The 26354-nt window shown below is 49.8% G+C and carries 22 protein-coding genes, 2 tRNA genes, 3 rRNA genes and 2 pseudogenes; 12 read left to right on the forward strand and 17 right to left on the reverse strand.

The window, feature by feature from the left end; translation table 11 throughout:
- The first annotated feature begins 278 nt into the window (after nt 1-278).
- On the forward strand, nt 279-815 hold the full coding sequence (locus tag RSJ68_11135; GenBank protein ID WNU96952.1) for a C40 family peptidase: 537 nt from the start codon (nt 279-281) through the stop codon (nt 813-815).
- Between the two features lie 192 nt (nt 816-1007).
- Here RSJ68_11135 and RSJ68_11140 read toward each other — a convergent pair whose 3' ends face one another.
- The 4 genes from RSJ68_11140 to RSJ68_11155 form a co-directional block, all read right to left on the reverse strand.
- Entirely contained in the window at nt 1008-1544 is a 537-nt protein-coding gene (locus tag RSJ68_11140; GenBank protein ID WNU96953.1) for a porin family protein, read from the reverse strand.
- Between the two features lie 542 nt (nt 1545-2086).
- Entirely contained in the window at nt 2087-2536 is a 450-nt protein-coding gene (locus RSJ68_11145) for a DUF4149 domain-containing protein (protein WNU98401.1), read from the reverse strand.
- Between the two features lie 389 nt (nt 2537-2925).
- Nucleotides 2926-4158, reverse strand: coding sequence for a PilT/PilU family type 4a pilus ATPase (locus RSJ68_11150; protein WNU96954.1), 1233 nt, complete (start codon nt 4156-4158; stop codon nt 2926-2928).
- Nucleotides 4159-4329: 171 nt separating this feature from the next.
- Nucleotides 4330-5376, reverse strand: coding sequence for a type IV pilus twitching motility protein PilT (locus tag RSJ68_11155; protein WNU96955.1), 1047 nt, complete (start codon nt 5374-5376; stop codon nt 4330-4332).
- 179 nt (nt 5377-5555) lie between these two features.
- On the opposite strand from RSJ68_11155, the gene RSJ68_11160 reads away from it, so the two are divergent.
- On the forward strand, nt 5556-6263 hold the full coding sequence (locus RSJ68_11160) for a YggS family pyridoxal phosphate-dependent enzyme (protein WNU96956.1): 708 nt from the start codon (nt 5556-5558) through the stop codon (nt 6261-6263).
- A 53-nt stretch (nt 6264-6316) separates the two neighbouring features.
- A complete protein-coding gene (locus RSJ68_11165; protein ID WNU96957.1) occupies nt 6317-6658 on the forward strand; it encodes an RNA-binding protein in 342 nt (113 codons plus the stop codon).
- Nucleotides 6659-6731: 73 nt separating this feature from the next.
- On the opposite strand, the gene RSJ68_11170 is transcribed toward RSJ68_11165, so the two are convergent.
- The 10 genes and pseudogenes from RSJ68_11170 to RSJ68_11215 all read right to left on the reverse strand — a co-directional run bounded on the left by RSJ68_11170 (nt 6732) and on the right by RSJ68_11215 (nt 14344).
- Nucleotides 6732-7694 (reverse strand): IS110 family transposase, encoded by a 963-nt coding sequence (locus tag RSJ68_11170; GenBank protein ID WNU96958.1) that lies wholly within the window; start codon nt 7692-7694, stop codon nt 6732-6734.
- 508 nt (nt 7695-8202) lie between these two features.
- A complete protein-coding gene (locus RSJ68_11175; protein ID WNU96959.1) occupies nt 8203-9375 on the reverse strand; it encodes a zonular occludens toxin domain-containing protein in 1173 nt (390 codons plus the stop codon).
- A 2-nt stretch (nt 9376-9377) separates the two neighbouring features.
- On the reverse strand, nt 9378-9659 hold the full coding sequence (locus RSJ68_11180; protein ID WNU96960.1) for a DUF2523 family protein: 282 nt from the start codon (nt 9657-9659) through the stop codon (nt 9378-9380).
- Between the two features lie 8 nt (nt 9660-9667).
- Nucleotides 9668-10501 (reverse strand): IgG-binding virulence factor TspB family protein, encoded by an 834-nt coding sequence (locus RSJ68_11185; protein WNU98402.1) that lies wholly within the window; start codon nt 10499-10501, stop codon nt 9668-9670.
- Nucleotides 10482-11339 carry a hypothetical protein gene (locus tag RSJ68_11190; GenBank protein ID WNU96961.1) on the reverse strand — a complete coding sequence of 286 codons (858 nt, stop codon included), beginning with the start codon at nt 11337-11339 and terminating at the stop codon, nt 10482-10484. The genes RSJ68_11185 and RSJ68_11190 overlap by 20 nt, the downstream gene beginning before the upstream one ends.
- A gap of 378 nt (nt 11340-11717) precedes the next feature.
- A complete protein-coding gene (locus RSJ68_11195) occupies nt 11718-12029 on the reverse strand; it encodes a hypothetical protein (protein ID WNU96962.1) in 312 nt (103 codons plus the stop codon).
- Between the two features lie 15 nt (nt 12030-12044).
- Complete coding sequence (locus RSJ68_11200; GenBank protein ID WNU96963.1) at nt 12045-12287, reverse strand: hypothetical protein; 243 nt, start codon at nt 12285-12287, stop codon at nt 12045-12047.
- 170 nt (nt 12288-12457) lie between these two features.
- The gene (locus RSJ68_11205; GenBank protein ID WNU96964.1) at nt 12458-12655 is read right to left on the reverse strand and encodes a hypothetical protein; all 198 of its coding nucleotides are present in this window, start codon (nt 12653-12655) and stop codon (nt 12458-12460) included.
- 4 nt (nt 12656-12659) lie between these two features.
- A complete protein-coding gene (locus RSJ68_11210; GenBank protein ID WNU96965.1) occupies nt 12660-12950 on the reverse strand; it encodes a hypothetical protein in 291 nt (96 codons plus the stop codon).
- A 45-nt stretch (nt 12951-12995) separates the two neighbouring features.
- Nucleotides 12996-14344 (reverse strand): annotated as a pseudogene (locus RSJ68_11215) (replication initiation factor domain-containing protein).
- Between the two features lie 258 nt (nt 14345-14602).
- Between RSJ68_11215 and proC the strand changes: the two are divergent.
- From proC to RSJ68_11260, 9 genes are all read left to right on the forward strand, one after another.
- Nucleotides 14603-15400, forward strand: a complete 798-nt coding sequence (proC, locus tag RSJ68_11220; GenBank protein WNU96966.1) for a pyrroline-5-carboxylate reductase — start codon at nt 14603-14605, stop codon at nt 15398-15400.
- 2 nt (nt 15401-15402) lie between these two features.
- Complete coding sequence (locus RSJ68_11225; GenBank protein WNU96967.1) at nt 15403-15957, forward strand: YggT family protein; 555 nt, start codon at nt 15403-15405, stop codon at nt 15955-15957.
- A 193-nt stretch (nt 15958-16150) separates the two neighbouring features.
- Entirely contained in the window at nt 16151-16567 is a 417-nt protein-coding gene (dksA, locus tag RSJ68_11230) for an RNA polymerase-binding protein DksA (GenBank protein WNU96968.1), read from the forward strand.
- A 465-nt stretch (nt 16568-17032) separates the two neighbouring features.
- Nucleotides 17033-18573: ribosomal RNA gene (locus RSJ68_11235) — 16S ribosomal RNA — on the forward strand.
- 101 nt (nt 18574-18674) lie between these two features.
- Nucleotides 18675-18751 (forward strand) — tRNA-Ile (locus tag RSJ68_11240).
- A 5-nt stretch (nt 18752-18756) separates the two neighbouring features.
- A tRNA-Ala gene (locus RSJ68_11245) sits at nt 18757-18832 on the forward strand.
- 431 nt (nt 18833-19263) lie between these two features.
- Nucleotides 19264-22155, forward strand: a 23S ribosomal RNA gene (locus RSJ68_11250).
- Between the two features lie 93 nt (nt 22156-22248).
- Nucleotides 22249-22362 (forward strand): 5S ribosomal RNA (gene rrf, locus RSJ68_11255).
- Together the 16S, 23S and 5S rRNA genes with 2 tRNA genes alongside form the textbook arrangement of a ribosomal RNA operon.
- Nucleotides 22363-22710: 348 nt before the next feature.
- Nucleotides 22711-23010 (forward strand): helix-hairpin-helix domain-containing protein, encoded by a 300-nt coding sequence (locus RSJ68_11260; GenBank protein WNU96969.1) that lies wholly within the window; start codon nt 22711-22713, stop codon nt 23008-23010.
- Nucleotides 23011-23183: 173 nt separating this feature from the next.
- Here RSJ68_11260 and RSJ68_11265 read toward each other — a convergent pair.
- The 3 genes and pseudogenes from RSJ68_11265 to RSJ68_11275 form a co-directional block, all read right to left on the reverse strand.
- Nucleotides 23184-23324: pseudogene (locus tag RSJ68_11265) on the reverse strand (IS481 family transposase).
- A gap of 118 nt (nt 23325-23442) precedes the next feature.
- Nucleotides 23443-24948 carry a hypothetical protein gene (locus RSJ68_11270; protein ID WNU96970.1) on the reverse strand — a complete coding sequence of 502 codons (1506 nt, stop codon included), beginning with the start codon at nt 24946-24948 and terminating at the stop codon, nt 23443-23445.
- A 291-nt stretch (nt 24949-25239) separates the two neighbouring features.
- On the reverse strand, nt 25240-26139 hold the full coding sequence (locus RSJ68_11275; protein ID WNU96971.1) for an acetamidase/formamidase family protein: 900 nt from the start codon (nt 26137-26139) through the stop codon (nt 25240-25242).
- Nucleotides 26140-26354 lie beyond the last annotated feature (215 nt).

The raw sequence follows: 26354 nt of genomic DNA on the forward strand, positions 1-26354 counted from the left end.
AAACCCACAAACCCACCCCCATCCTAACCTTTCCCCGCCAGACGGGGGAAGGGATAAGTTACCGTTACAACCATCCGTAGCGTGGATTCTACCCACGAGATAAATAACAGGTATAACGGATTTAGATTTGCAGACGGCAAGTTCGCAGGCAAAGCTCACGTACTTGAGTTTTCCCAAACCAACTTTCATTTCATAAATGGTCGTCTGAAGACCAAAATTCAGGTTTCAGACGACCTTAAAAAGACTACAATCAGTGTTACTCATAAAGGTTAACCATCATGAAACACATATTTCAAACTATCCTGACCGCCGCCTTAATCCCTCTTCTTGCCTCATGCGGCTTCTCAACAGGCAAACACCGTCCGACGGCCAACACCCACGCTTCTGCCCGAAAAGTCCAACCCGTCCGCATCAGCAATATCGACCACACACAAGGTTCGCAAGAGCTGATGCTGCACAGCATGGGTCTTATCGGTACGCCGTACAAATGGGGCGGCAGCACTACTTCTACCGGTTTTGATTGCAGCGGCATGATTCAATTTGTCTATAAAAACGCCCTCGGTGTCAGCCTGCCGCGCACCGCCCGCGATATGGCGGCGGCCAGCCGTAAAATCCCCGACAGCCGCCTTAAGGCAGGCGATCTCGTTTTCTTCAACACAGGCGGCGCGGACAAATATTCGCACGTCGGCCTATACATCGGCAACGGTGAATTCATCCATGCGCCAAGCAGCGGCAAAACCATTAAAACCGAAAAACTCTCCAGCCCGTTTTACGCGAAGAATTATTTGGGCGCGCATACCTTCTTTACCGACTGAAAAACAGCAAATCAGCAATCGGTATAACGGTCCGTTTGGTTTTTTATGCGGTATCTATTATCATCATTCCTGCACACGAATGATGAGCTGAGCAGTCGGCTATATCGTCAATCCAAATCGGAAATGCTGATAAAAAAGGTCGTCTGAAACCAAGATTTGGGTTTCAGACGACCTTTGTCTGTTTAAAAAAGATTATTTGAAGCGGTAGCCGACAGTAGCCATGTAGCTGTTATTGCGGACTTTCAAGCCGTCTTTTTTATAACGGGTTTGCTCCCATTCTGCGCCGACTTCGACATTCGGTGCAACGGCGTATTTCGCGCCTACGCCGTAGCCGAGACCGTTCATATTGTTGCGTTTCGCGCCCAGATTGTCGAAGCGGCCGTAGTGGTAGCCGACTTTACCGTAGGCCATCACATCGTCATTGAAACGGTAGCCTTGGACGTAGGAAACGTTGGCATCGACTTTTTGTTTCGCATTGCCTGCGATTTTGCGGTTCAGCGGTTTGACGCCGGCTTCAACGCCGCCAATCCAGTTGGTTTGTCCGAATTGTGTGTTGTAGCTGCCGCGTACGGCGACGTCGCCTTTGGTTTTTTCGTTCAGATTGACATTGCGGACATCGCTTTTGGTTGCGCCCGCGCCGACTTCCAAGCCTGCGCCGGTAAAAGAACCGTCAGCGAAAGTGATGGCGGAAGCGGTAGCCAATAAAACAGTCAGTAGGGTTTTTTTCATGATAATGCTCCTTCACGGATAAACAGGAAGCGTGTTTCTGCTTCCGACAAATCCAGTATCGGATGCTTGCGGATGAGCCGCAACCGCCTTTGCCGAGGCGTTACCCATTTTCGCAAGTACTTAACGTTTGTAATTTGTTGGAACTGCTGAATTTGTGTCGTCTGAAAAATCAGATGCGTGATTTTTAATTTGCGTAAAGTACGATGAAAAGTATCAAGATTTATGAACGTTTTTGAGTGAAGATGGAGCAATCGGTTACGACTTCGGGTTATATAAAAATGATGGTAGGTTGAAAGTCGGTTTACATTGGTTAGTGTGGCTTTATTGCCATAAGGGAGAGAAAGGTCGTCTGAAAATTTTGTTTTGAGTTTTCAGACGACCTTTGTTATGTCGGGCTTGAATGGTTTCTCTGATTTCTTGATACGAAGGATAAATCATGGAGTAACCCGCCGCCGAAGAAATGAAAAAATTCTGATGAAGAAGCTCGAGCTATTAAAGAACAAGGCAAGGTTTTTTAAAAGGAAATGCGACCATATAGATAGCTAATTGTTTTCGAATTTCAAATAACGCCACAGCAAACCTAAGCCCAAGACGCTGCATATCAGATAAATGATGCTGGAAATGCCGTGCCACATGCCGAAAGAGCCGCCCAATAACGAAAGCAGCCAGTTTTCCGTGCCCGCCTTGTGTGCTGCGATAACAGGACTTATCAGGAATTGGTTGGACGCGGTCAGCAGCAGAAGGAGGATAATGAATTTCGGCGCGACTTTGCCGTTGTCGGAAAATGAACGGTTGCGCTCACTCCGCACTACCAGCCAAGCCATTGTCCAGGCGAGTAGGCCGAAATAATTGTTGATTGAAAACAGCACGCCGGCGATATTGCCTGCTTCCTGTTTGCCAAGCCGTTCAAATAAAATCGGGGCGGCAACATAGCCCGCCATTACCTGCATACCCAGCCACAAGCTGGTCAGCAATGTGCACAATCGGTTCATCATTTTGTCCTGAAATTCAAATCTGCCGCATACTAACATAGTTTTCAGACGACCTGAGGCTCACGCCGCCTTACGCCAAATCCGATCCGTCCTGCGGATGCGGATAAATGCAAACCCAGCGAGCGTAAAAGCAAATCATCCCTATAACTAAAAGAAGGGAAACAACAGCATCCGGTTTGCTGGACGAAATGATCAAAGGTCTCGAGGAAATATAGTGGGTTAACTTTAAACCGGTACGGCGTTACCTCGCCTTGCCGTACCGTACTATCTGTACTGTCTGCGGCTTCGTCGCCTTGTCCTGTTTAAATTTAATCCACTATAACAAAGGTCGTCTGAAAACTTGGTTCTTGGGTTTTCAGACGACCTTTGTCTTACCTGAAATCGGGTGTTTACGAAATCAGGTTCAAATCGCTGATGCGGTCGTAGAGGCGGTCGGGGTCGTTGCCTTCTTCGTGCATTTGGATGCGCAGGCGCAGGTCGTTGGTGGAAACGGCTTGACGCAGGGCTTCGTCGTATTCGATTTGACCTTGGATGTAGAGTTCGAACAGGTGTTGGTCGAAGGTCTGCATGCCGTCTGTGCCGGAGCGCATCATGAGTTCGCGGATTTCCATGAGTTCGCCTTTGAAAATCAAATCCTGCATGGCGGGTGTGTTGAGCAGCAGGTCGACGACGGCGGTACGCTGGCTGCGGTTTTTCTTGATGGCGAGGCGTTGGCCGATGATGCCGGTCAGGTTGAGCGCCAAATCCATGAGGACTTGTTTGCGTCGGTCTTCTTGGTAGAAGTTGATGATACGCTCGATGGTTTGGGCGGCGGTGTTGGCGTGGATGGTGAAGACGCACAAGTGGCCGGTTTGGGCAAGCTGGAGGGCGTATTCCATACTGGCTTCGCTGCGCACCTCGCCGATACAGACGACGTCAGGCGCTTGACGCATCGCGCTTTGGACGGCGATTTTCCAGTCGTTGGTGTCGATCCCGACTTCGCGCTGGGTGAAAATGCTGCGGCGGGGTTTGTAGATGAATTCGATCGGGTCTTCGATGGTGACGATATGGCCGGGCATTTTGTGGTTGCGGTAGTCGAGCATGGATGCCATGGTGGTCGATTTACCGGAACCGGTCGGGCCGGCAAGGATCAGCAGGCCGCGCGGGGAAAGGGAGAGGTCTTTGAGTTTGGCGGGCAGGCCGAGGCTCTCCATTTCGGGGATTTCTTGGTTGATGCGGCGCAAGACCATGCCGACGCGGCCTTGTTCGTGGTAGGCGTTGACACGGTAACGGGTGTTGCTGCGGGATTGGACGGAGTAGTTGAGTTCCCATTCGCGGTTGAAGGTTTCAAGCTGCTCGGGGTTCATGGTGGATTCGACGATGGCGGCTGTGTCTTCGCCGGTCAGGGCTTTGTGCGGGACGGGGGTTAGGGTGCCGCTGACTTTGACGGCAGGCGGGAAGCCTGCGCTGATGAAGATGTCGGATGCGCCGCGTTTTTCTGCTTCGACGCACATGCGGTCGAGCAGGGGATGGAGGTGTGTGCCGATTTCGGCGGGGGTGGGGATGTGCGGCGGTTGGTTTTTTTGCGAGTAGGCTTGCACCATTTCGCTGAGTAAGTCGTGTAAAGGAGTTGTTTCGCTCATTTTGTGTACTCTTTATCAGTAAGTGAATATTGAGACCGGCGGGCGGTTTGTTTGTTATTGGGTGTTGTGCCTGCCTTGCGGAGGTCGTCTGAAAACGGGAAACGGGCTTCCTCGTTGTGTAAACTGCGTTTTCAGACGACCTGGTTTGTTCCCGATAATGGAATGTGTTTATCAGACGATGGTCATGCTGTCGCTGTTTTGCGCTTTGCTGCGGGCTACGTCGGGGCTGATGGTACCTTGGCGGACGAGGGTTTGCAGCGCTTGGTCTAGGGTTTGCATGCCGTGTGATTGACCGGTTTGCAGCGCGGAGTTGATTTGGGCGATTTTGTTTTCGCGGATCAGGTTGCGCACTGCGGGGGTGGAGATGAGGATTTCGTGTGCGGCGACACGGCCGTTGCCGTCGCGGGTTTTCAGCAGGGTTTGCGAAATGACCGCGCGCAGGGATTCGGACAGCATGGAACGTACCATTTCTTTTTCGCCGGCAGGGAATACGTCGACGATACGGTCCACGGTTTTGGCGGCGCCGGTGGTGTGCAGCGTACCGAATACCAAGTGGCCGGTTTCGGCGGCAGTCAGCGCGAGGCCGATGGTTTCGGGGTCGCGCATCTCGCCCACGAGGATCACGTCGGGGTCTTCACGCAATGCGGAACGCAGGGCGTTGGCGAAGCTGTGGGTGTGTTGGTGCAGTTCGCGCTGGTTGACGAGGGCTTTTTTACTTTGGTGGACGAACTCGATCGGGTCTTCGATGGTGAGGATGTGTGCGGGTTGGGTTTCGTTGATGTAGTTGATCATTGCCGCCAGCGTGGTGGATTTACCGGAACCGGTCGGGCCGGTTACCAATACCAAGCCGCGCGGGTTGTCGGCGATTTTTTGGAAAATACGCGGTGCGCGCAGGTCTTCCAGTGTCAATACGTCGCTCGGAATGGTACGGAAGACGGCGGCAGGGCCGCGGTTGGAGGTAAATGCGTTGACACGGAAACGGGCGACGTTGGGCAGCTCGAAGGAGAAGTCCACTTCCAAATCTTGTTGGAACAGTTTGCGCTGGTGGTCGTTCATGACCGAAGTAACCATGTTGCCGACTTCTTCGGCGGACATTTCGGGCAGGTTGATGCGGCGGATGTCGCCGTGAACGCGGATCATGGGGGACATTCCGGCGCTTAAGTGAAGGTCGGAAGCTTTGTTTTTGACGCCGAAAGCGAGTAAGTCGGTAATCTGCATAATGTGGCCTTGTTTTAGTTTAGAATAATGAGGCGGAACCCGATTTAAAATGCGGACGCGGAATGCCGGGCATTTCCCTGTTCAGGTTCCGATAAATTGTATTATTTTAAATACATAAACCGTTCAGACCAAGTAAAATTTTCAAAATCGCTGTAATTGATGTAATAAAGGAAGAAATCATGTCGGTATTGCAACAAAATTATGCGGAGGTGTGCCGCCGCATTGCCGAAGCCGAGCAAAAGGCGGGCAGGCAGGCGGGCGAAGTGGGTCTGATTGCCGTCAGCAAAACCTTCCCTTCAGACGACATCCGCGAGGTATATGCCGCAGGGCAGCGTGATTTTGGCGAAAACTATATTCAGGAGTGGTACGAAAAAACGGAAACGCTCGCGGATTTGCCCGACATTGTTTGGCACGTCATCGGCGATGTGCAGTCGAACAAGACCAAATTTGTCGCCGAACGCGCGCATTGGGTGCATACGATAGGTCGTCTGAAAACCGCCCGCCGCCTGATTGAACAGCGTCCGCCCGAAATGCCGCCTTTGCAGGTGTGCATCGAAGTCAATATCGCGGGCGAGGAGGCGAAACACGGCGTTGCGCCCGATGAAGCGGTCGTGCTGGGGGTAGAAGTAGCGAAGTTGCCGAATGTGGTTGTGCGCGGGTTGATGTGTGTCGCCAAAGCTGACAGCGATGATGAAGCATTGCGTGTTCAGTTCCAAACCATGCAGCAACTGCTCGCCGACCTGAACGCGGCGGGTGTCCACGCGGATGTATTGTCGATGGGGATGTCCGGAGACATGTCTGTGGCAGTCGCATGCGGCGCAACGCATGTGCGCATTGGCAGCGCGATTTTCGGCAGACGGGAACCAAAAGGGAAAGACAGTCAATAAAACAGATTATCTCGGTTGTTTTGCTTGGTTTGTCCTTAACGGGTTGTCGGTTGATGGGCTGGTATCCATGTGAGTCCTTATCGGGCTGGTGTAAGCCCAAAAAGCCGGCAGCAATAGATTTTTGGGAAATTAAAGGCGAGCCGCCGCCTTCTATCGAGGATTTCCGCGGAACACGTTTGGCAGACGGGAGTTATTCTGTTGACGATAATGCTTACCGTACCGCAGCTAATGATTATTTCATGAGGAAAATCAAAAAGTTTGAAGCTTGCGGACTGGATTGGCACACCCGCGATAAACGCCCTTTGGCGGAAACTTTCAAACAAGAAGATACTACTTTAGTTGACAATATCATCTTTACACTTAATTTACAAACCATTGATTTGCATAATATTTAAATTGAGTAATATTTGCACGCAATGATGTCACGGCGTTTCATTTTTTTGAAATGCCGTGATTTTTTTGGTTCATTCACGCTGCTTTATATCGGGTCGGGTCGTAGTTTTCGCCTTTCTTGTGGACGTGGTAGGCGATGACGGCAAGTTTGCGCATGATGGCCGCAAGGATGACCTTTTTGGGTTTGTTCTTGGATTCAAGGCGGGCGATGAAATCGGGGAATGCCTTTATCCGATAGGCGACCATGGCGGGCATGAAGAGCAAGGCGCGTAGTCTTCGGTTGCCGTACTTGGTCAGGCTTGGTTTGCCTCTTACCGATGTTCCTGAATCTTTGATTTGGGGCGTTAATCCGGCGAACGCTGCAAACTTGTTTGATGTTTGGAAATCCGCGCCCGAAAGGTAGTTCAGCAGCATGACGGCGGTCAGCCTGCCGATGGCGGGTATGGTGGCCAGTCTGTCGGTCTGTTCTTTCAATGCGGGTTGCTTCGTGAGTTTCTCCAGTTCTTTTTTGACTGCCTTTATTTGCCGCTGCAAATGCTTGATGTTGCTTTCGCAGATTTTGACGACAAAGGTGTCTTTTGCGGCTTCGAGTCTGTTTTTCTGGGCGGTGCTGTCTGCGGTCAGTTGGGCATAGAGAGCGGAGAGCCGTTTTAGTTTGTAGCCTTCGTTTATGACTGGTTTTCTGATCACGAGGTCTTGGGCTTTGGCTGTCTGACAGTATTCGGCTATCAGTTTGGCGTCTTGTTTGTCTGTTTTGGTTCGGGTAAACCTGCTTTCGGCGTATTTGCTGATTTTCAGCGGGTTGACGACTGATACTTTGTACAGGCTGCCTATGTAGTCGGCTATGCCTTCGTAGTAGTTGCCCGTCGCTTCCATGCAGATATGCGCGTCAATACAGCCTAATTCTGTCAGCCAGTGCTTGAACTGCTCAAAGCCTTTGCTGTCGTTATCAAACTTGGCTGACCTTTCGATACCGCCAATGATGGCGGTTGCGTCAAATGTGGTCTTTGATATGTCAAGTCCTACGGCGTTTCGCATAGTTGATTACCCTTACTTATTCAGAATCTCAGTTCTTTGATACTACTCAATTTCACAAACAATAAAGCCGTCCGCCTAATCTTCTTGACAGCCTTTAGGCTTGGTCGTTGTCAGGATGGACGGCTTCGGCATAGGGTAGCTAATCCTTTGCCGAGTTTCAGTATAGCATTAAGTTTGCCTTCGGCGACCCTCCGGGGGCGTTCGCCACGTGGCAGGCGGGCAGGAAATAAAACCCTTCCTGCCCACCTACCACAAGCGTAATTTTGTGCTTTAAAGAGTAAAGGGGGTATTCATAAAGATTGGGCAAAAAACACTCCCAATCTTTACAAAACTTCCCCCTTGACTCTTTAAATCCCAATTCCTTAAAAATAAAAATCGCCTTTTAGATATATTAATGAAAATTTCGCCAGGCAAAAACCATATCATTGAAACCAAACAAAAAACATAATATTTATCTTTAAATAAAACATAATAAAAAAGGTTGTCTGAATTTCAGACGACCTTTATTTCATTGAGTACCTACAACCCCGCCGCGTTGTGCAAACTGTTGTCCTGCTTCGGCGTAACCGTCGTACATCAAATTTTTGGGGCTTTGCCCGCCCATTGTGATGACTTGGTTGTTTTCAGGCTCATAGGCGGTCTGTTGGGCTGTTTGGGACTGTTGTACGGTTTGCTGCTCATCTTTGTAAGGATTAAACGGCAAGCCGTTTTTGGCATAGTCTTTGCACATTGCCTTAGTGATTTCTTTCAGCGGTGTGCCCTGGCTTGAATAACAGGTACAGCCGCTTTTGCCGCCATCAACGCAGCCAACAGGGTACTCAAATGTTTTGACTTGGCGGACACCGTTGTAAATGGGTTTGCTTTCGGGCTTTTCGGCGAGCGTTGGAACGAAGTCTTCAGGTTTTAGGTTTTGCCCCTGAATTCCGCTTTGCGGCATCATTTCCTTTTGGCTTTCAGGGTCAAGCGGATTTTTAAAACCTGTATCTTGTTTTGCTTCTTCGGCCTGTGCCGATATTCCTGCTTTTTCTTTGTAGCCCTGATACATCTTATAGCCCATGAATCCGACCAAACCTAAGATACACGGCAGAATAAACAACATGGCAATTATTACGTAATACCACCTTGATTTGACATGCGAATGGGCGGTATGCACTTCGGCGGATTTGTAGTATTCAAAAACCTCCTGTCTGATTTTATGCGAACTGGACAAGGCGTTTCTTGCCTGTTGAGTTGGGTTTAAGGCTACTTCGTTCCATTCCAACCTTGTCAGGCCACCCATTTTGTTTGCAGCTATATGGATATGCTTATTCACGACTTCGCGCAAATTCACGTCAAGCAACTTGGGCGATTGTGTGATTAGTATCATGTCGATACCGTAATGGCCGTGAATGTTCAAAAAGGCGACGTTTTCAGGCATTTTTGAACCGCTGGAACGTGTCGGGAATAGATATTGCACTTCGTCATATATGACGACAGAGCCTATATTCTCTCTCCATTTCAGCCATTCATGCATGTCTTCCCAGCTATGCCCTTCCGGCGGTTTATGATGGTCTATCAAAAGGCCGTTGATGTTGGAGAAAATTTTTCGACCTTTATAGAAGTCATCAAACATAAGCAGTTCGACAGCAAAAGCGGTTTTGCCTATTCTTGGTTTACCTGTAATCAGGGTAATGGCTGCCATCTTTATCCTTTCTTGCCGAAGCTTAATTTAGACAGGGTTTTAAAAGTAACGACAAAGGCTAACATCCCAAACATGATGTTCAAAACCACGCCGCCACCTGCGATATAAAAAATTTGGATCGCGCCGGCGGGAACCGCCCCCATGCTGCTTATAAATTGATTTTTGAGATTACTCATAAGGGCGTCAAAACCAACATAGGTAATTATAGACACCCCTAAGGCAGTCAGAATGTATTTGACAACATGGTTTATCAAATATGGAGCAAGAGCAGCTAAAAATTTCATAAATCCCCCTATGCGTTATTTCTGACAACTCTGGCCACGAAGAACGAAGCCACCAGCCAAGCCATTGCGATAATAAAGGGGCGCATCATGGCAGCTAAATTACACGCCGGCTCAAGACTGATTTTGTATTCCGCGCCCAACGCCTGAAACGTTACGGGAGCAGGGCATTCGCCATACTCGCTAAAGGTATTGTCAGGTGTGAAGTTCAAATCGATAGTTTCTTGAGGAATCTCTAAATTGGGTTCTTCTTTTTCGGGCAATTCATCACAGGCCAAAATGTTCGGGAACACTTTACAGAGCAAACCTCCGTCCTCCTTTGGCTTATCGTCCTCTTTAGGTCTTTCGTCCTTTTTTGGATAGTCTTTGCCGTCAGGGTCGGGCTTATCGTCGGGTTTTGGTTTGTCTTTGCCGCTAGGGCTGTCGTCGGGGTCGGGTTTAGGGTTGTCCTTCGGATTGTCGTCAGGTGTTTTATTCGGCTGTCCATCGGGTTTGCCATTATCGCCCGGTGTTGTTGTAGGGGTTGTTGCAGGCGGAGGGACGGGAGCAGGCGTGTAATTCGGAGCGGCAGGACTGCCCGGTGTGAGGTCGGGTCGCGGGGTTACTTTTACGTCTGCCGATGTATTGCCGTCTGAACCTGTTCTAAAATTGATTGTTACCTGTACTGGCTTATTATCAGGTCCGGTTGCAGGGCCGAGGGTTACTACTGTGCCATTCGGTACGGTTGGATTTCCCTGTGATTCGCCCGGAACACTGCCATCTTGATTTGCGGTTGCGTTGACATATTTAGACGGGCTGGCGTCTGCCGACGGTTGGACGGCTTTATCAAATACGCTTTGCGGTATGGGGCTCTTTGACTTTGGGTACTCGTTCCATTACACGTGTTTCCGATGTGGTCGTTTTGCCCGGACTCAAAAAACCGACTTCCTTCAAAACATTAAACTCAACCTCACAGGTATCTTTTCTTGCGTTGAATTTTGCGTCTTTTTTACTAAAACGGTCGGGATATTCAAAACCGAAATGCTGAACATCTAATTTAGAACACAGTTTTTTATTGATTTCGGCATCTGATGGATTGGGTCCCATATCCGCGTATACGGCTTTTGGATTCATGACTGTTTCTTGAACTCGCTGGTCGGTACATACGCCCGAACTTGCCACGCAATAGACATAGGTTACGGGCTTGACGAAGTCTTCGTATTTTTCGTCATAGTAATAGCCTTCGCTAGCTGCGTGCGGGGCGGCAAGGTCATATGCTGTCAGAGCCGCGGTTATTGCCCACCCGGCGGGACCGCCTAAAAGACCTGCACCGAGTTTGCCCGCGGCGCGTTGGACGGCGTATTTGCCGCCTAATCTTGCACGGGATAGGAGGTTTCTGAAGACTGTGGATTTTGAGACGCGGCTTTCGATGGTTACGGGAACTGTTGAGGCAGAGCGGAGGCCTGTGGAGGCTTCGCGGACAGCTAAGGATTTACTACCAATTTCATGATAGAACATATTCCCACCCATGCCGCCACGACCGTTATCTAAATAACGCCAAGTTCTAACGCCATTCTGATTAAATCCGCCAGTAGGCACACGAACTCTTCCATTCGGTTCAACAACTAATTCAGCATGAACTTTAAAATTAAATCCTAATAGAATAACGGCCATAATAATAAGCCGTTGAAATTTGACCATCATAGAACTCTTTGCATTCAAAGCCATGTTCTAAAAACTGAAATTTCAAATACGAGCCATCTTCAAAAAAAACTAACATATCATCAAGATATGTCCTATTTAAAAAATATTGGGCTGCGCTTTTTTACCATGTTCTTAAAATCAGAAATTGGATAAATTTCTTTAAGTCTGAACATTTCAGCTATAAACACATGACACAATTTTTCATTTAAATAATCGGGATTCGTATCTTTTTTGAATCTCAATTCTTCTTCTGAAATATAAAACATAATCCTAACTTTCTTAACAGTTGCAGAAAGTCGGGATTATACCCTTTTTGAATATCAAAAAAATATCAGCGATGCCAAACAGACCGCGCCAAATCCGTATAAAAACCAAAAGTCAATCATCTACACCCCCTTGATTCTCCGTAACCGATTCAATCAGCCGTTTTATCATCCTGATACCGAATACGAGCACCAATAAGACTATGAACGGCGCGCCGACCAATACGCCGAATTGTATTTGTTCGGCTATTTCGCATTGCGGAAAGCTTAAATTTATTTTCTGCTCGTTCAAATACCAGTCTTTGCCGTTTTTGTAAGGGCGTACGACTTTGCCATCCGCCGTTACGGTAGGTAGGACTTGAGACAATACATAATCATGCGCTTCTTCCGTTGTAGAAAAGCATTGCAATCCGACGCGATACCCCATGTCCTACCCTTTCAGTTATTTGGCCGTTTTAACCATGCTGAAGGCCATGCGGAAGCCTTGCATCAACACGATAACCGACAGAACGGCAGCACCGATTGCGGATACCATTACGGCAAATTTTGCAATCTCGGTGGCAGCGGTCGTACCGATACCGGACAAATCGACGCCGTCGGCAGCAGCCAAAGCGGAAGCGGTTGTCAGGGCTGTTGCAGCAATAACTTTATTGCCATATTTTTTTGCTACGTTTAAGAGTTTCATAGCGTTTTCCTTTCAATAAGGGTTGATAAAAAAGTGATGCGGTTGTTTTGAGACTGACCGCAAGTCTTTTAACCGTACAGGTACCAAACTGATGCAATTAAAACCAGTAGGAAAAAAACCAACCCGCCCAAACTTAATTTGAATGAGAGGGGCACTTTCTGTTTCATTTTTCAATCTTTCAAAAATCCGAATACGACAAATTCGTATTGATTGCCGATTTCTTCTAAGCCGGCGTTCACGGCTTCTTCGAAGTCGTAGAAATAATCGGCGTTCGTGATTAATTTTGTATGTCCGATGTCGCCCGTTTCAGGGGAGAGATACAGAAAGTCCCCTGTTGATACGGACTGGACAACATAGACTTTCTGCATTCAATCAGCCTTTCTTAACGGCTTGAAAACCGATGACTTTCAGTTTTTGAGTCTTGCCCGTAGTGACGATTTCTACGTTTAGGTTTGCTTCGATCGGAAATTGGGCGTTTCGGAACTGCTCGAAATTTGCAGAGCCGCCAAAATCGTATTCAGTGGTAGAACTGCCCAATGCGTTACCTTGGGAGCTGTCTAAGGGCGTGGCGACAATCAGGCGGCAATAATCGAAGTTCTTGCCTTCGATTTGTCCGCTGAATTTTTTAACGCCGACGATGTGGCCTTGAAGTTGGATATTCATTTTTTGGTTTCCTTGTGTGATTAAACGTCTTTGCGGGCAGACGCTTTAAGCCCATGAAAACGGTAATCTTGCGAATTTGTCGTAGATAAAGTTGTTGTAGCTTTCTTCATTTGTGACGTCTTTTTGCTGCTCAAGCTGCTTTTCAAGATTCTCGTAATATGCGTACATATCGAAAGGGTCTTTATACGGTTTGAATGCAGGCTGCTCATGAATGGCTTGGGCTTTCAAAAAGGCGCAGTCATAGGCTTCGGGTGCCAAAGACTTTGGCAGCTTGTGATGATTCGGCTCAATCAGTTCAAACAGTTTGGCTTTGTCCAATTCGGGAAAAATGAATTTCAGACCATTCGCCGCACGTCCGAACTGCTTCTTCACCCATTCAAGGTAACGGTCGGCTGAAATGACCTTATCTTCCTTAACCGCGTGTATGCGCGTTGCCTTTTGTGCGAAGCGTTCGCAAATCGGATATGCACCGCCGAAATATTCACCCGGATTCTGCAAAACTTCGAAAGGGATAACGATGTCTTTGCTTTGCTTTGAATTCAATTTCAAAGCGCGTCCATTTGCTTGTTTTATCGCCCAACTGCTTGCCTTTTTCATAGACGCGAACGTATTTGGACGATTCACGGGAGCCGATACCGTAGGTCTTGCCTTTAGTCATTTTGGCTTCGTCGTCTTCTTCCCAGTCGGAACCCAAACATTCGCCTTTTGGTTTGACGTGATGGCAGGTAAACAGACCTTTATTACGGTCTTCACGGGCTTGGTTCGGGCTGTATTCGCCGTTAAAAAAGTCTTTGGCTACGTCAACGCGGGTTATTTTTGGGCGGATTGCATTGGTCAGGAATGCGAAAAGTCGGGATTCCCAGCCTTCTTTTGCGACGCCGCAACCTGTGCCGGTGAGTTCGAAAAGAATGGTATTTTGTTGGCCGCCAAAATGGACGCGACCGTACAGGGCGTCTTCCGAACCCATCAACCAGCAACGCTCATAGAAACGACCGCCCGAACCTTTGGACTCTTTGTAGATACCGAAACCGAAAACTTCTTTCGGCGAGCATGGAGGCAGCGCGGATGAAATCTTCGTCTTCCAAAAGGCTTACACGGACACCGTATTTGTCGAAAAAGGTTTTTTCGTGAAATGAAAAACTGATTTGGTCGATAAAGGCTGAATCGGATACACCGCGACGGAGCGGAACGCCTAAGAGGTTGCCTTTACCGTCTAAGATATAGGTTTCGTAACATTCAAAGGCTTCTTGGAATGTGCCGACGTCTTCGGATTCTGTACCCCCTGTTAGATAAGGGGGAAGATTTGAAGCGTCTGCCGCCGCCTTGCCGTCCGCTTGCGCGTCCGCCATGTCGGCGGCAAACGCTTTCTTGATATCTTCCATCTTGTCTTTCATAGCGGTACCCCTTAAACGACGGGCAACAAAAAAGCCCTGTTACTTTCAAAGTAAAAGGGCGTTAAATATTGTTAGCCGTCCCTTTGGGATGGCAATATATAAGGATTGGATTGTTTGGAAAAACAGGGTTTATACCGAACATCGTTGCCCGAAAGCGTCCGTTGGTAAAAAGGTCGTCTGAAATTTTTCCGGTTGGGTGGAAACGGCATTTCAGACGACCTCAGCAAATGTATCTCATTTAAAAAATTAAGGAAATTTATGAACATCTACTTTTTAGGCGGCGGCAATATGGCAGCTGCCATTGCGGGCGGATTGGTCAAGCAGGGCGGATACCGCATCCACATCGCCAACCGCGGCGCGGAAAAACGCGAGCGTTTGGCAAAGGAATTGAATGTCGAAGTTTCCGAATCCCTGCCCGAACTGCTTTCAGACGACGTTTTGATTCTTGCCGTCAAGCCGCAGGATATGGAAGCCGCGTGCCGCAACGTTCGTGTCAACGGCGCATTGGTGCTATCCGTCGCTGCCGGTTTGTCTATTGATACCCTCAGCCGCTACCTTGGCGGAACGCGCCGCATCGTCCGTACCATGCCCAATACGCCGGGAAAAATCGGTTTGGGCGTATCCGGCATGTTTGCCGAAGCCGAAGTATCCGAAGCCGACCGTGCCGCCGCCGACCGGATTATGCGTTCCGTCGGTTTAACCGTTTGGTTGGACGAAGAAGACAAGTTGCACAATATCACAGGCATTAGCGGCAGCGGCCCCGCCTACGTCTTTTACCTGCTTAGCGCGCTGCAAGCCGCCGCTCAGGCGCAAGGGTTCAGTGAAGAAGATGCCCGCGCCCTCAGTCTCGCTACGTTCAAAGGCGCAGTCGCCTTGGCAGAACAAAGCGGCGAAGACTTCGCGCGATTGCAACAAAACGTTACTTCCAAAGGCGGAACCACCCACGAAGCCATCGAAACGTTCAAATCATGCCACGTCGCCGAAGCCATTGCCCAAGGCGTTGAAGCCTGCGTCAAGCGTTCGCAGGAAATGGCACAACAATATAAGGTCGTCTGAAAATGCGCGGAGATTTATTGATATTGCTTGCCGACGGCATCGTTATCCTGTGTTTGGCACGTCTTTTCCTGCAAGCGGCGGGATTGAGTGAAAATCATGCGCTCTTGGCGTTCAGCAAGCGATCAACCGATTGGCTGGTCAACCCGCTGCATAAAATTCTGCCGGTTAAAAAATACGACCCAGCCTGCCTGTTGTCAGGACTGTTGTTATATTACATCGTATTTACCTTCATCACTTTAGTGGCGCAGCCTACCGCATTCAGCGCAAAAATCATCATCGCCAATTTTATACTGGCAATATTGAATACAATTAAATCAGCAGCTTATGTGTTGTTGATAGGGTTGTTTATCCGCATGGCGCTCAGTATTAAAGATCCCTATTCCCAACTTTCCGTCGCGTTGGAATGGATATATCGCCCCATACTTTCTCCCGTGCAGTTTTTAAAGTACGGACGCTACGATTTTTCAGGTAGTATATTGGCATTATTACTGTGGATCTGGTTAAGCAGTCTATCGCCCCAAATTACCCGCCAAATCAACTTGTGGCTACTGCAATAGACAGCGAGTTCATTAAGAATTTGCAGTATGACGTAAGCAAAATGCAAAAAAGTGAAAATCAAAAACACGACTGTGAAAACATGGTATCATGCCGCCATTTCCAAACGGGCTTGAGAAAAGAAGTCCTAAGAAATCAATAAAATAAACCACTTGAGTAGCATTTCGTTTCCCGCAATAGATTGAAAGAAAAATTATGGCAAAGCTGACAGAACAAGACATTTTGAATTGGGACGGCCCGGAAGAAGATTACATGAATAGCGACCAGTTGGCATTCTTCCGCGAACTGCTGGTAAAAATGCAAGACGAACTGATTGAAAACGCATCTGCCACCACCGGCCACCTGCAAGAACACGAATCGGCTCCCGATCCTGCCGACCGCGCCACTCAAGAAGAAGAGTACGCGCTGGAACTGCGCACCCGCGACCGCGAGCGCAAACTTCTAGGTAAAGTACAAGCAACCATCCGCAGCATCGACGAAGGCGATTATGGCTTCTGCGCGGATACCGGCGAGCCCATCGGCCTCAAACGCCTCCTTGCCCGCCCGACTGCGACACTTTCCGTAGAAGCACAAGAACGCCGCGAACGCATGAAAAAACAGTTTGCCGACTAAGTATAATGAAATCGGCTGATTGAATTAGACAGTAAGAAAACAGCAAAGGTCGTCTGAAAGGGATTTCAGACGACCTTTGGTGTTGATTGAGTTTGGTTTGAGAATATTTTGAAATAAAAGTCTTTGTATTTCAGGTTGTTGTCAGGTTTTTTGGAATTTTTTGCGGTTTGGGGGTTGACGGTTTTTGAGGGGAGGGGTATAGTTCGGTTCTTCGCTGCTTCGGCGGTGATTGAACGAACAGGCAAGTATATCACAGTTGGTCTGATTTTTCGAGGTTTTAAGAAAAGTTTTGATTGACAATGAGATGAAATGCTTTATAATTCGTTTTCGCTCTTTAACAAAACAGATTACCGATAAGTGTGAGTGCGACAGCCTCACACTGTTTGAAAGACAGACAAGATGATGTTTTAGACATTGTCCTGTCGGTTTCTTTGAAGCAGACCAGAAGTTAAAAAGTTAGAGATTGAACATAAGAGTTTGATCCTGGCTCAGATTGAACGCTGGCGGCATGCTTTACACATGCAAGTCGGACGGCAGCACAGAGAAGCTTGCTTCTTGGGTGGCGAGTGGCGAACGGGTGAGTAACATATCGGAACGTACCGAGCAGTGGGGGATAACTAATCGAAAGATTAGCTAATACCGCATATATTCTGAGGAAGAAAGCAGGGGACCATTTGGCCTTGCGCTGTTTGAGCGGCCGATATCTGATTAGCTGGTTGGTGGGGTAAAGGCCTACCAAGGCGACGATCAGTAGCGGGTCTGAGAGGATGATCCGCCACACTGGGACTGAGACACGGCCCAGACTCCTACGGGAGGCAGCAGTGGGGAATTTTGGACAATGGGCGCAAGCCTGATCCAGCCATGCCGCGTGTCTGAAGAAGGCCTTCGGGTTGTAAAGGACTTTTGTCAGGGAAGAAAAGGGCGGGGTTAATACCCCTGTCTGATGACGGTACCTGAAGAATAAGCACCGGCTAACTACGTGCCAGCAGCCGCGGTAATACGTAGGGTGCGAGCGTTAATCGGAATTACTGGGCGTAAAGCGGGCGCAGACGGTTACTTAAGCAGGATGTGAAATCCCCGGGCTCAACCTGGGAACTGCGTTCTGAACTGGGTGACTAGAGTGTGTCAGAGGGAGGTAGAATTCCACGTGTAGCAGTGAAATGCGTAGAGATGTGGAGGAATACCGATGGCGAAGGCAGCCTCCTGGGATAACACTGACGTTCATGCCCGAAAGCGTGGGTAGCAAACAGGATTAGATACCCTGGTAGTCCACGCCCTAAACGATGTCGATTAGCTGTTGGGCAGCATGACTGCTTAGTAGCGAAGCTAACGCGTGAAATCGACCGCCTGGGGAGTACGGTCGCAAGATTAAAACTCAAAGGAATTGACGGGGACCCGCACAAGCGGTGGATGATGTGGATTAATTCGATGCAACGCGAAGAACCTTACCTGGTCTTGACATGTACGGAACCCTCCAGAGACGGAGGGGTGCCTTCGGGAGCCGTAACACAGGTGCTGCATGGCTGTCGTCAGCTCGTGTCGTGAGATGTTGGGTTAAGTCCCGCAACGAGCGCAACCCTTGTCATTAGTTGCCATCATTAAGTTGGGCACTCTAATGAGACTGCCGGTGACAAGCCGGAGGAAGGTGGGGATGACGTCAAGTCCTCATGGCCCTTATGACCAGGGCTTCACACGTCATACAATGGTCGGTACAGAGGGTAGCCAAGCCGCGAGGCGGAGCCAATCTCACAAAACCGATCGTAGTCCGGATTGCACTCTGCAACTCGAGTGCATGAAGTCGGAATCGCTAGTAATCGCAGGTCAGCATACTGCGGTGAATACGTTCCCGGGTCTTGTACACACCGCCCGTCACACCATGGGAGTGGGGGATACCAGAAGTAGGTAGGGTAACCGCAAGGAGCCCGCTTACCACGGTATGCTTCATGACTGGGGTGAAGTCGTAACAAGGTAGCCGTAGGGGAACCTGCGGCTGGATCACCTCCTTTCTAGAGAAAGAAGAGGCTGTCGCATTCACACTTATCGGTAAACTGTAGAAGATGCGGAAAAATGCTTGAGTGAAGACAAGGTTCGCTTAAGAAGAGAATCCGGGTTTGTAGCTCAGCTGGTTAGAGCACACGCTTGATAAGCGTGGGGTCGGAGGTTCAAGTCCTCCCAGACCCACCAAGAACGGGGGCATAGCTCAGTTGGTAGAGCACCTGCTTTGCAAGCAGGGGGTCATCGGTTCGATCCCGTTTGCCTCCACCAATACTTTCCAAATCAAAGCGAGTTAAAAAGGCAGTGTAACTGCTTTCTTTTTTTCTAAAGAGAAGTCTGCTGACGAATCAGTTTGACGGAAAAAGAAAGGCTGCTATAATAATCAGCTCATTTTGATTTGCGAAGTAAATAGCAATATTGAACGCATCGATCTTTAACAAATTGGAAAGCCGAAATCAACAAACAAAGACAATGTGTCTGTTTTTGATGATTGGCCGATTGCAAACGGTCAGTTGTCTCCCGAACAGGAAAAGAAAAACAGGTACAGTATTTGGGTGATGATTGTATCGACTTAATCCCGAAAGACAAAAGGCGGGATTAAGACACAACAAGCAGTAAGCTTTATCAGAGTAGGAAATTCAAGTTTGATGTTCTAGTCAACGGAATGTCAGGCAAAGTCAGAGAAGTTCTTGAAATGATAGAGTCAAGTGAATAAGTGCATCAGGTGGATGCCTTGGCGATGATAGGCGATGAAGGACGTGTAAGCCTGCGAAAAGCGTGGGGGAGCTGGCAATAAAGCTATGATCCCGCGATGTCCGAATGGGGAAACCCACTGCATTCTGTGCAGTATCCTAAGTTGAATACATAGACTTAGAGAAGCGAACCCGGAGAACTGAACCATCTAAGTACCCGGAGGAAAAGAAATCAACCGAGATTCCGCAAGTAGTGGCGAGCGAACGCGGAGGAGCCTGTACGTAATAACTGTCGAGATAGAAGAACAAGCTGGGAAGCTTGACCATAGTGGGTGATAGTCCCGTATTCGAAATCTCAACGGTGGTACTAAGCGTACGAAAAGTAGGGCGGGACACGTGAAATCCTGTCTGAATATGGGGGGACCATCCTCCAAGGCTAAATACTCATCATCGACCGATAGTGAACCAGTACCGTGAGGGAAAGGCGAAAAGAACCCCGGGAGGGGAGTGAAATAGAACCTGAAACCTGATGCATACAAACAGTGGGAGCGCCCTTGTGGTGTGACTGCGTACCTTTTGTATAATGGGTCAACGACTTACATTCAGTAGCGAGCTTAACCGAATAGGGGAGGCGTAGGGAAACCGAGTCTTAATAGGGCGAAGAGTTGCTGGGTGTAGACCCGAAACCGAGTGATCTATCCATGGCCAGGTTGAAGGTGCCGTAACAGGTACTGGAGGACCGAACCCACGCATGTTGCAAAATGCGGGGATGAGCTGTGGATAGGGGTGAAAGGCTAAACAAACTCGGAGATAGCTGGTTCTCCCCGAAAACTATTTAGGTAGTGCCTCGAGCAAGACACTGATGGGGGTAAAGCACTGTTATGGCTAGGGGGTTATTGCAACTTACCAACCCATGGCAAACTAAGAATACCATCAAGTGGTTTCTCGGGAGACAGACAGCGGGTGCTAACGTCCGTTGTCAAGAGGGAAACAACCCAGACCGCCAGCTAAGGTCCCAAATGATAGATTAAGTGGTAAACGAAGTGGGAAGGCCCAGACAGCCAGGATGTTGGCTTAGAAGCAGCCATCATTTAAAGAAAGCGTAATAGCTCACTGGTCGAGTCGTCCTGCGCGGAAGATGTAACGGGGCTCAAATCTATAACCGAAGCTGCGGATGCCAGTTTACTGGCATGGTAGGGGAGCGTTCTGTAGGCCGATGAAGGTGCATTGTAAAGTGTGCTGGAGGTATCAGAAGTGCGAATGTTGACATGAGTAGCGATAAAGCGGGTGAAAAGCCCGCTCGCCGAAAGCCCAAGGTTTCCTACGCAACGTTCATCGGCGTAGGGTGAGTCGGCCCCTAAGGCGAGGCAGAAATGCGTAGTCGATGGGAAACAGGTTAATATTCCTGTACTTGATTCAAATGCGATGTGGGGACGGAGAAGGTTAGGTTAGCAAGCTGTTGGAATAGCTTGTTTAAGCCGGTAGGTGGAAGACTTAGGCAAATCCGGGTCTTCTTAACACCGAGAAGTGACGACGAGTGTCTACGGACATGAAGTAACCGATACCACGCTTCCAGGAAAAGCCACTAAGCTTCAGTTTGAATCGAACCGTACCGCAAACCGACACAGGTGGGCAGGATGAGAATTCTAAGGCGCTTGAGAGAACTCGGGAGAAGGAACTCGGCAAATTGATACCGTAACTTCGGGAGAAGGTATGCCCTCTAAGGTTAAGGACTTGCTCCGTAAGCCTCGGAGGGTCGCAGAGAATAGGTGGCTGCGACTGTTTATTAAAAACACAGCACTCTGCTAACACGAAAGTGGACGTATAGGGTGTGACGCCTGCCCGGTGCTGGAAGGTTAATTGAAGATGTGAGAGCATCGGATCGAAGCCCCAGTAAACGGCGGCCGTAACTATAACGGTCCTAAGGTAGCGAAATTCCTTGTCGGGTAAGTTCCGACCCGCACGAATGGCGTAACGATGGCCACACTGTCTCCTCCCGAGACTCAGCGAAGTTGAAGTGGTTGTGAAGATGCAATCTACCCGCTGCTAGACGGAAAGACCCCGTGAACCTTTACTGTAGCTTTGCATTGGACTTTGAAGTCACTTGTGTAGGATAGGTGGGAGGCTTAGAAGCAGAGACGCCAGTCTCTGTGGAGCCGTCCTTGAAATACCACCCTGGTGTCTTTGAGGTTCTAACCCAGACCCGTAATCCGGGTCGGGGACCGTGCATGGTAGGCAGTTTGACTGGGGCGGTCTCCTCCCAAAGAGTAACGGAGGAGTTCGAAGGTTACCTAGGTCCGGTCGGAAATCGGACTGATAGTGCAATGGCAAAAGGTAGCTTAACTGCGAGACCGACAAGTCGAGCAGGTGCGAAAGCAGGACATAGTGATCCGGTGGTTCTGTATGGAAGGGCCATCGCTCAACGGATAAAAGGTACTCCGGGGATAACAGGCTGATTCCGCCCAAGAGTTCATATCGACGGCGGAGTTTGGCACCTCGATGTCGGCTCATCACATCCTGGGGCTGTAGTCGGTCCCAAGGGTATGGCTGTTCGCCATTTAAAGTGGTACGTGAGCTGGGTTTAAAACGTCGTGAGACAGTTTGGTCCCTATCTGCAGTGGGCGTTGGAAGTTTGACGGGGGCTGCTCCTAGTACGAGAGGACCGGAGTGGACGAACCTCTGGTGTACCGGTTGTAACGCCAGTTGCATAGCCGGGTAGCTAAGTTCGGAAGAGATAAGCGCTGAAAGCATCTAAGCGCGAAACTCGCCTGAAGATGAGACTTCCCTTGCGGTTTGACCGCACTAAAGAGTCGTTCGAGACCAGGACGTTGATAGGTGGGGTGTGGAAGCGCGGTAACGCGTGAAGCTGACCCATACTAATTGCTCGTGAGGCTTGACTCTATCATTTGAAGAACTTCAAATAAAAAGCTTACTGACTGATTCAGTCATCACCGGATATATTGATTGAGGCTTTGCCGATTTGTACAGTTTAAGTTTGGCGGCCATAGCGAGTTGGTCCCACGCCTTCCCATCCCGAACAGGACCGTGAAACGACTCAGCGCCGATGATAGTGTGGTTCTTCCATGCGAAAGTAGGTCACTGCCAAACACCTATCCTAAGCCCCCGACAGATGTCGGGGGCTTTTACTTTGTATCGTTGACGGGTTTGGCGAACCGGACATCCCTGCCTTGTATGGCGGCGGTGGGCAAAATGGGGTGATACGCCGAATGCTCCGGTTGCAGAAGGATGGACGCTTGATGATGCGGGCGGGTACGCTCCGAAATTGAGGCGGGCTAGCAGATGTTGCGGAATCAATACATTTGGAGATAGTAAGGTTGGAAATATTTAAAATTGTTTGAGTTGAAATAATGGAAAGGATATGATAATAAGATATACAGTGGTAACGCATTCCGGGCGTTGCCGTCCATATTAACGAAACGATAGGAAAACGTCCTTATGAAAAAATTCCTCTTTGCCGCACTCTCCGTTTTGACCGCCTCGCTGTCGCTGGCAGCCGTCAACATCAACACCGCTTCCCCGTCCGAATTGGAAGCCCTGCCCGGCATCGGTCCGGCCAAAGCGAAAGCCATTGCGGACTACCGCCAGCAGCACGGTGGCTTCAAATCGGTGGAGGAGCTCAAAAACGTCAAAGGCATCGGCGAGGGCATCTTCTCCAAACTGAAGGCCGAAGCAACCGTCGCGCCCGCACCCGCAAACCCAAAAGCTAAAAACGCCGTCCCGGCACCTAAAAAATAGCCTTATTTGCGTATTCATGGAATTGAAGGTGAATACGATGGCAAAACTAAAAAACGTCCAATCCCGGAAGGGAGCGGGCGTTTTTGTTTGTTGAACCGATCTTGTTACCGTCGCTCAGAGTGGGAAAAGGACAATGTAACGCTTCGGCAGGTTCTACAATATTGTGACTTACTCCTTACGGCCTTAAACGCGTGGTAGATGGTGACGCGGCTGACTTGGTAGCAGCGGGCTAGGGAGGTAACGCTTTCCTTTTCCTGTGAGTAGGCCTGCCAAATGGCTTGGTGGTATAGGATGAAGCAGGTGTTTTTGTGGATGTTCCTGTTTCAGTATTTCCCTGAAAATACTGTAAACAACGCTTCTGGTTTCTATATGTAAGGATTGCAGGCTTGTTTGGAAAGATTCATCGTAAGGGTGTAGATGAATAGCTTTTTCCTAAAACCCCGCCCGATCCAATTCTTCCAACAGTGCAGGCCGGCGCGGTTTTTCGCTATATCGTTCCCTGATCTCGTCGGCAAAGTCTTCCATTGCCTGCCGTTGTGCGGAATATTGGCGAGGGAGGACTTTTAATTGGTTCAAGAGCTGGCGGTATTGCTTACGGTTGCTTGCTTTATTGATTTCAGCCGCAAAGATTTTCAGGTAGAACGCTACGATTTTATCGTGATACGGCTCGGGGAAAGACGGGGCAAAACGTTCCATCATGTACAACGAAAGGTGTTGCTGCAATAGGGCGAGCAGCCGGTCGAATTCCTGTTCATGCTCCAATATTTCAGCTTGCAGCGAATATTGACCCGACAAGCGCTCAAGCAGGCGGTTGAATTCATGCAGCCATTCGGCGGCGGAAAACGTGGCTTTCCATGCCTCGTAATGCGGCAATGAAAGGCTGGTGGAAAACGCCAAATCCGCTGCGATTTCGCGGAAATCTTTGCCGGTTTCCTTCAATACATCAAACAATTGCAGCTTCCATTTGTGCGCTGTGCCGGGGGTTCCTTCATCTTCGGCAATGCTGATGCCTTCGCGCAAGAGGCGTTCCGCTTCCGCCCAATCTTGCTGCCCGACAGCTTGTTCTACCGCGATTTGTATGAATTGCGGCAGGTGCAGATGTCGTCTGAAATAATCCTGCGCGGCAGCAGAATCGTCCTTCGCCTGCAAAACCTGCCAACCCTCGAATGCCCAAAATTCATGTTCCCAACCCGACTCGGTAGCAGCCAAACGTTTAGCCACATAATCTTGCCACGCCTGCCATTCGCCGCGCAGTCGCCAGATTCGGGCGCGGATTTGGTAGATTTTATTGCCTGCCTCGGAGAAATCAAAATAGCGGCTGTCGTCCAAACATTTGTCCAAAAAATTGATTAAACGCTTTGGGACATTTTCCATGACCGCCTCTTCCAGCAGGTCGAGTGCCATATACATAGCATCGCCCAACATACCGTCCGAATCGTCCGCCTTTTCAAAAGCATCCTGCAAACGCGGTATCAACAGAGGCAAAGCCTGTTGCAACGCCGCCGTCCCCTCCTGCGCCACATCTTCCAACCAGTTTTGCAGCCTGAAGCCCAAATCAGCGGCTTCGTAGTAATCATAATATCGGGTTCGGGAAAAGATTTGGGAGAGCTGCTGCCGATACGGATTGCCGCCCTTTTTAGGCTGCTGCGCGTCAGATTCGTCAGGCTGCCCGTCCGGCGTTTGAGCGCGCACCGCATACCACAACGCCGCCATATGCTTGCACGCCCCGCCATGAGGACAATCGCAGCCCCCGTCCTTAATGTACAAATCACTATCCAGCTTCAGCCATACCGAATAGTTTTCCGAACCGCACACCTTCGCCCGATACCGCCCGGTGGAAGTTTTTTGGACATCGCGAACCTTGCCCTGCTGAAAATACAGCAGTCCGCGTTCGGCGATGTGGTGCGGGAATAGGCGGGGTAGGTAGATACCGGACATGGTTTGCTTCCAAGAAGTTGTTGAAACATGAGGAGTTTACTGGTTTAGATGACGTTTGGGGAGAGGGTGGCGGGAAGATTTGTTTTGCAAAGTGGCAAAAGGTCGTCTGAAAATGGGTTTCAGACGACCTTTGGTTTGGGTGGAAAGGGGAGTAGTAGTTTAGAAAGACCGCGTGTGTCCGAAGGCACACACGCGGTTTGATGCAGGCTACGGCTTGCTTTTTGGGGAAAATGTGTAGCTTGGGTTGCAAACCCAACAAGCACCGCTGTTGCAATCTGTTCCAACAACGGCTTATGGCAGCTCGATGCCCAGTTGCTCGAGCACCGTGCGAGGCAGGGCGAAGCGGCAGGTTTTGTGGGGGTCGACCACTTGGCAGATTTGCAGATCGCCGGCGATGCTTTGTAGGGCGATGGCCCGGTTGGTGTCCAAACCGCCGTGGGCGCACAGCAAATCGGTGGCCATCAGCGTGGCCGTTTCCGCCGCCGTGTCCAAATCCGCGTGCGAGGCAAGGGTATAGCACGCTTCTTCGGTAACGGCCAGTGGCAGCGGATACGGGCGGCCTTTGATGACGCGTACGTCCACTTCCACCGCGCCGCTGATTTCCAAGCCCGAAACGCCCACTTCGCCGTCACCCATCGCTGCATGCAAATCGCCCATCGCCAGCAGGGCGCCGGCCACATTGACCGGCAGCAGCAAAGTGGTGCCGACGGTAATGATTTTCGTGTCCATATTACCGCCGTGCGCATCGGGCGTGCCGCAGCTTACCGCCCCTTCCGCCGGCGCCGTGCCGATTACCCCGATCATCGGCCGCACCGGCACGCGCACGCGGTCGAACAGCACCACATGTTCACCTTCCACCGGCATGATATCCACCCGACTTTCCGCCAAACGCCCGCCGGCCACGCCCGCCCCCGGTACCGTGGCCAACACCGCCTGCTTGCCCAACTCGATGCGGCGGATATGCACCCGCAGCGTATCGCCCGGCTCCGCCCCTTCCACAAACAGCGGGCCGGTGGCCGGATTGATGCGGTTCCAATCCAAATCGCCCAAAGTGTCGCCGGGGCTTTGGATTTGGTCGGTAAAACAATCGCAGGTTTCAAAACGCACACAACTGCCGTCGGCCACCCGCAATACCGGCGGATGCTCGGGCGACATGGCGAAAACGATTTGACGGGCGGAAATGGTCGGCATCACGGCAGCGGCTCCTTGTTTGGATTCGGTAGATTGGTGGAACGAATCATAGCACGGTGGGGATAGGACAAGGCCGTCTGAAAAAACTGTGAGTGGTGTTTTCAGACGGCCTTTTTATTCAAGACGAAAAACAATTTAAAAATCATATCCCAAAATCGTGGCGTAGGGTGTGTGCCCGCAGGCACGCACGCGGGTTTCGAATTTGGGTAATAAGC

It is taken from the genome of Neisseria sp. DTU_2020_1000833_1_SI_GRL_NUU_006 (assembly GCA_032388755.1).
Taxonomy (GTDB): Bacteria; Pseudomonadota; Gammaproteobacteria; order Burkholderiales; family Neisseriaceae; genus Neisseria; species Neisseria sicca_C.

Coding starts and splice junctions, on each gene's coding strand:
- RSJ68_11135 (WNU96952.1), top strand. CDS start 279: ATGAAACACATATTTCAAACTATCCTGACCGCCGCCTTAATCCCTCTT.
- RSJ68_11140 (WNU96953.1), bottom strand. CDS start 1,544: ATGAAAAAAACCCTACTGACTGTTTTATTGGCTACCGCTTCCGCCATC.
- RSJ68_11145 (WNU98401.1), bottom strand. CDS start 2,536: ATGAACCGATTGTGCACATTGCTGACCAGCTTGTGGCTGGGTATGCAG.
- RSJ68_11150 (WNU96954.1), bottom strand. CDS start 4,158: ATGAGCGAAACAACTCCTTTACACGACTTACTCAGCGAAATGGTGCAA.
- RSJ68_11155 (WNU96955.1), bottom strand. CDS start 5,376: ATGCAGATTACCGACTTACTCGCTTTCGGCGTCAAAAACAAAGCTTCC.
- RSJ68_11160 (WNU96956.1), top strand. CDS start 5,556: ATGTCGGTATTGCAACAAAATTATGCGGAGGTGTGCCGCCGCATTGCC.
- RSJ68_11165 (WNU96957.1), top strand. CDS start 6,317: ATGGGCTGGTATCCATGTGAGTCCTTATCGGGCTGGTGTAAGCCCAAA.
- RSJ68_11170 (WNU96958.1), bottom strand. CDS start 7,694: ATGCGAAACGCCGTAGGACTTGACATATCAAAGACCACATTTGACGCA.
- RSJ68_11175 (WNU96959.1), bottom strand. CDS start 9,375: ATGGCAGCCATTACCCTGATTACAGGTAAACCAAGAATAGGCAAAACC.
- RSJ68_11180 (WNU96960.1), bottom strand. CDS start 9,659: ATGAAATTTTTAGCTGCTCTTGCTCCATATTTGATAAACCATGTTGTC.
- RSJ68_11190 (WNU96961.1), bottom strand. CDS start 11,339: ATGATGGTCAAATTTCAACGGCTTATTATTATGGCCGTTATTCTATTA.
- RSJ68_11195 (WNU96962.1), bottom strand. CDS start 12,029: ATGGGGTATCGCGTCGGATTGCAATGCTTTTCTACAACGGAAGAAGCG.
- RSJ68_11200 (WNU96963.1), bottom strand. CDS start 12,287: ATGAAACTCTTAAACGTAGCAAAAAAATATGGCAATAAAGTTATTGCT.
- RSJ68_11205 (WNU96964.1), bottom strand. CDS start 12,655: ATGCAGAAAGTCTATGTTGTCCAGTCCGTATCAACAGGGGACTTTCTG.
- RSJ68_11210 (WNU96965.1), bottom strand. CDS start 12,950: ATGAATATCCAACTTCAAGGCCACATCGTCGGCGTTAAAAAATTCAGC.
- proC (WNU96966.1), top strand. CDS start 14,603: ATGAACATCTACTTTTTAGGCGGCGGCAATATGGCAGCTGCCATTGCG.
- RSJ68_11225 (WNU96967.1), top strand. CDS start 15,403: ATGCGCGGAGATTTATTGATATTGCTTGCCGACGGCATCGTTATCCTG.
- dksA (WNU96968.1), top strand. CDS start 16,151: ATGGCAAAGCTGACAGAACAAGACATTTTGAATTGGGACGGCCCGGAA.
- RSJ68_11260 (WNU96969.1), top strand. CDS start 22,711: ATGAAAAAATTCCTCTTTGCCGCACTCTCCGTTTTGACCGCCTCGCTG.
- RSJ68_11270 (WNU96970.1), bottom strand. CDS start 24,948: ATGTCCGGTATCTACCTACCCCGCCTATTCCCGCACCACATCGCCGAA.
- RSJ68_11275 (WNU96971.1), bottom strand. CDS start 26,139: ATGCCGACCATTTCCGCCCGTCAAATCGTTTTCGCCATGTCGCCCGAG.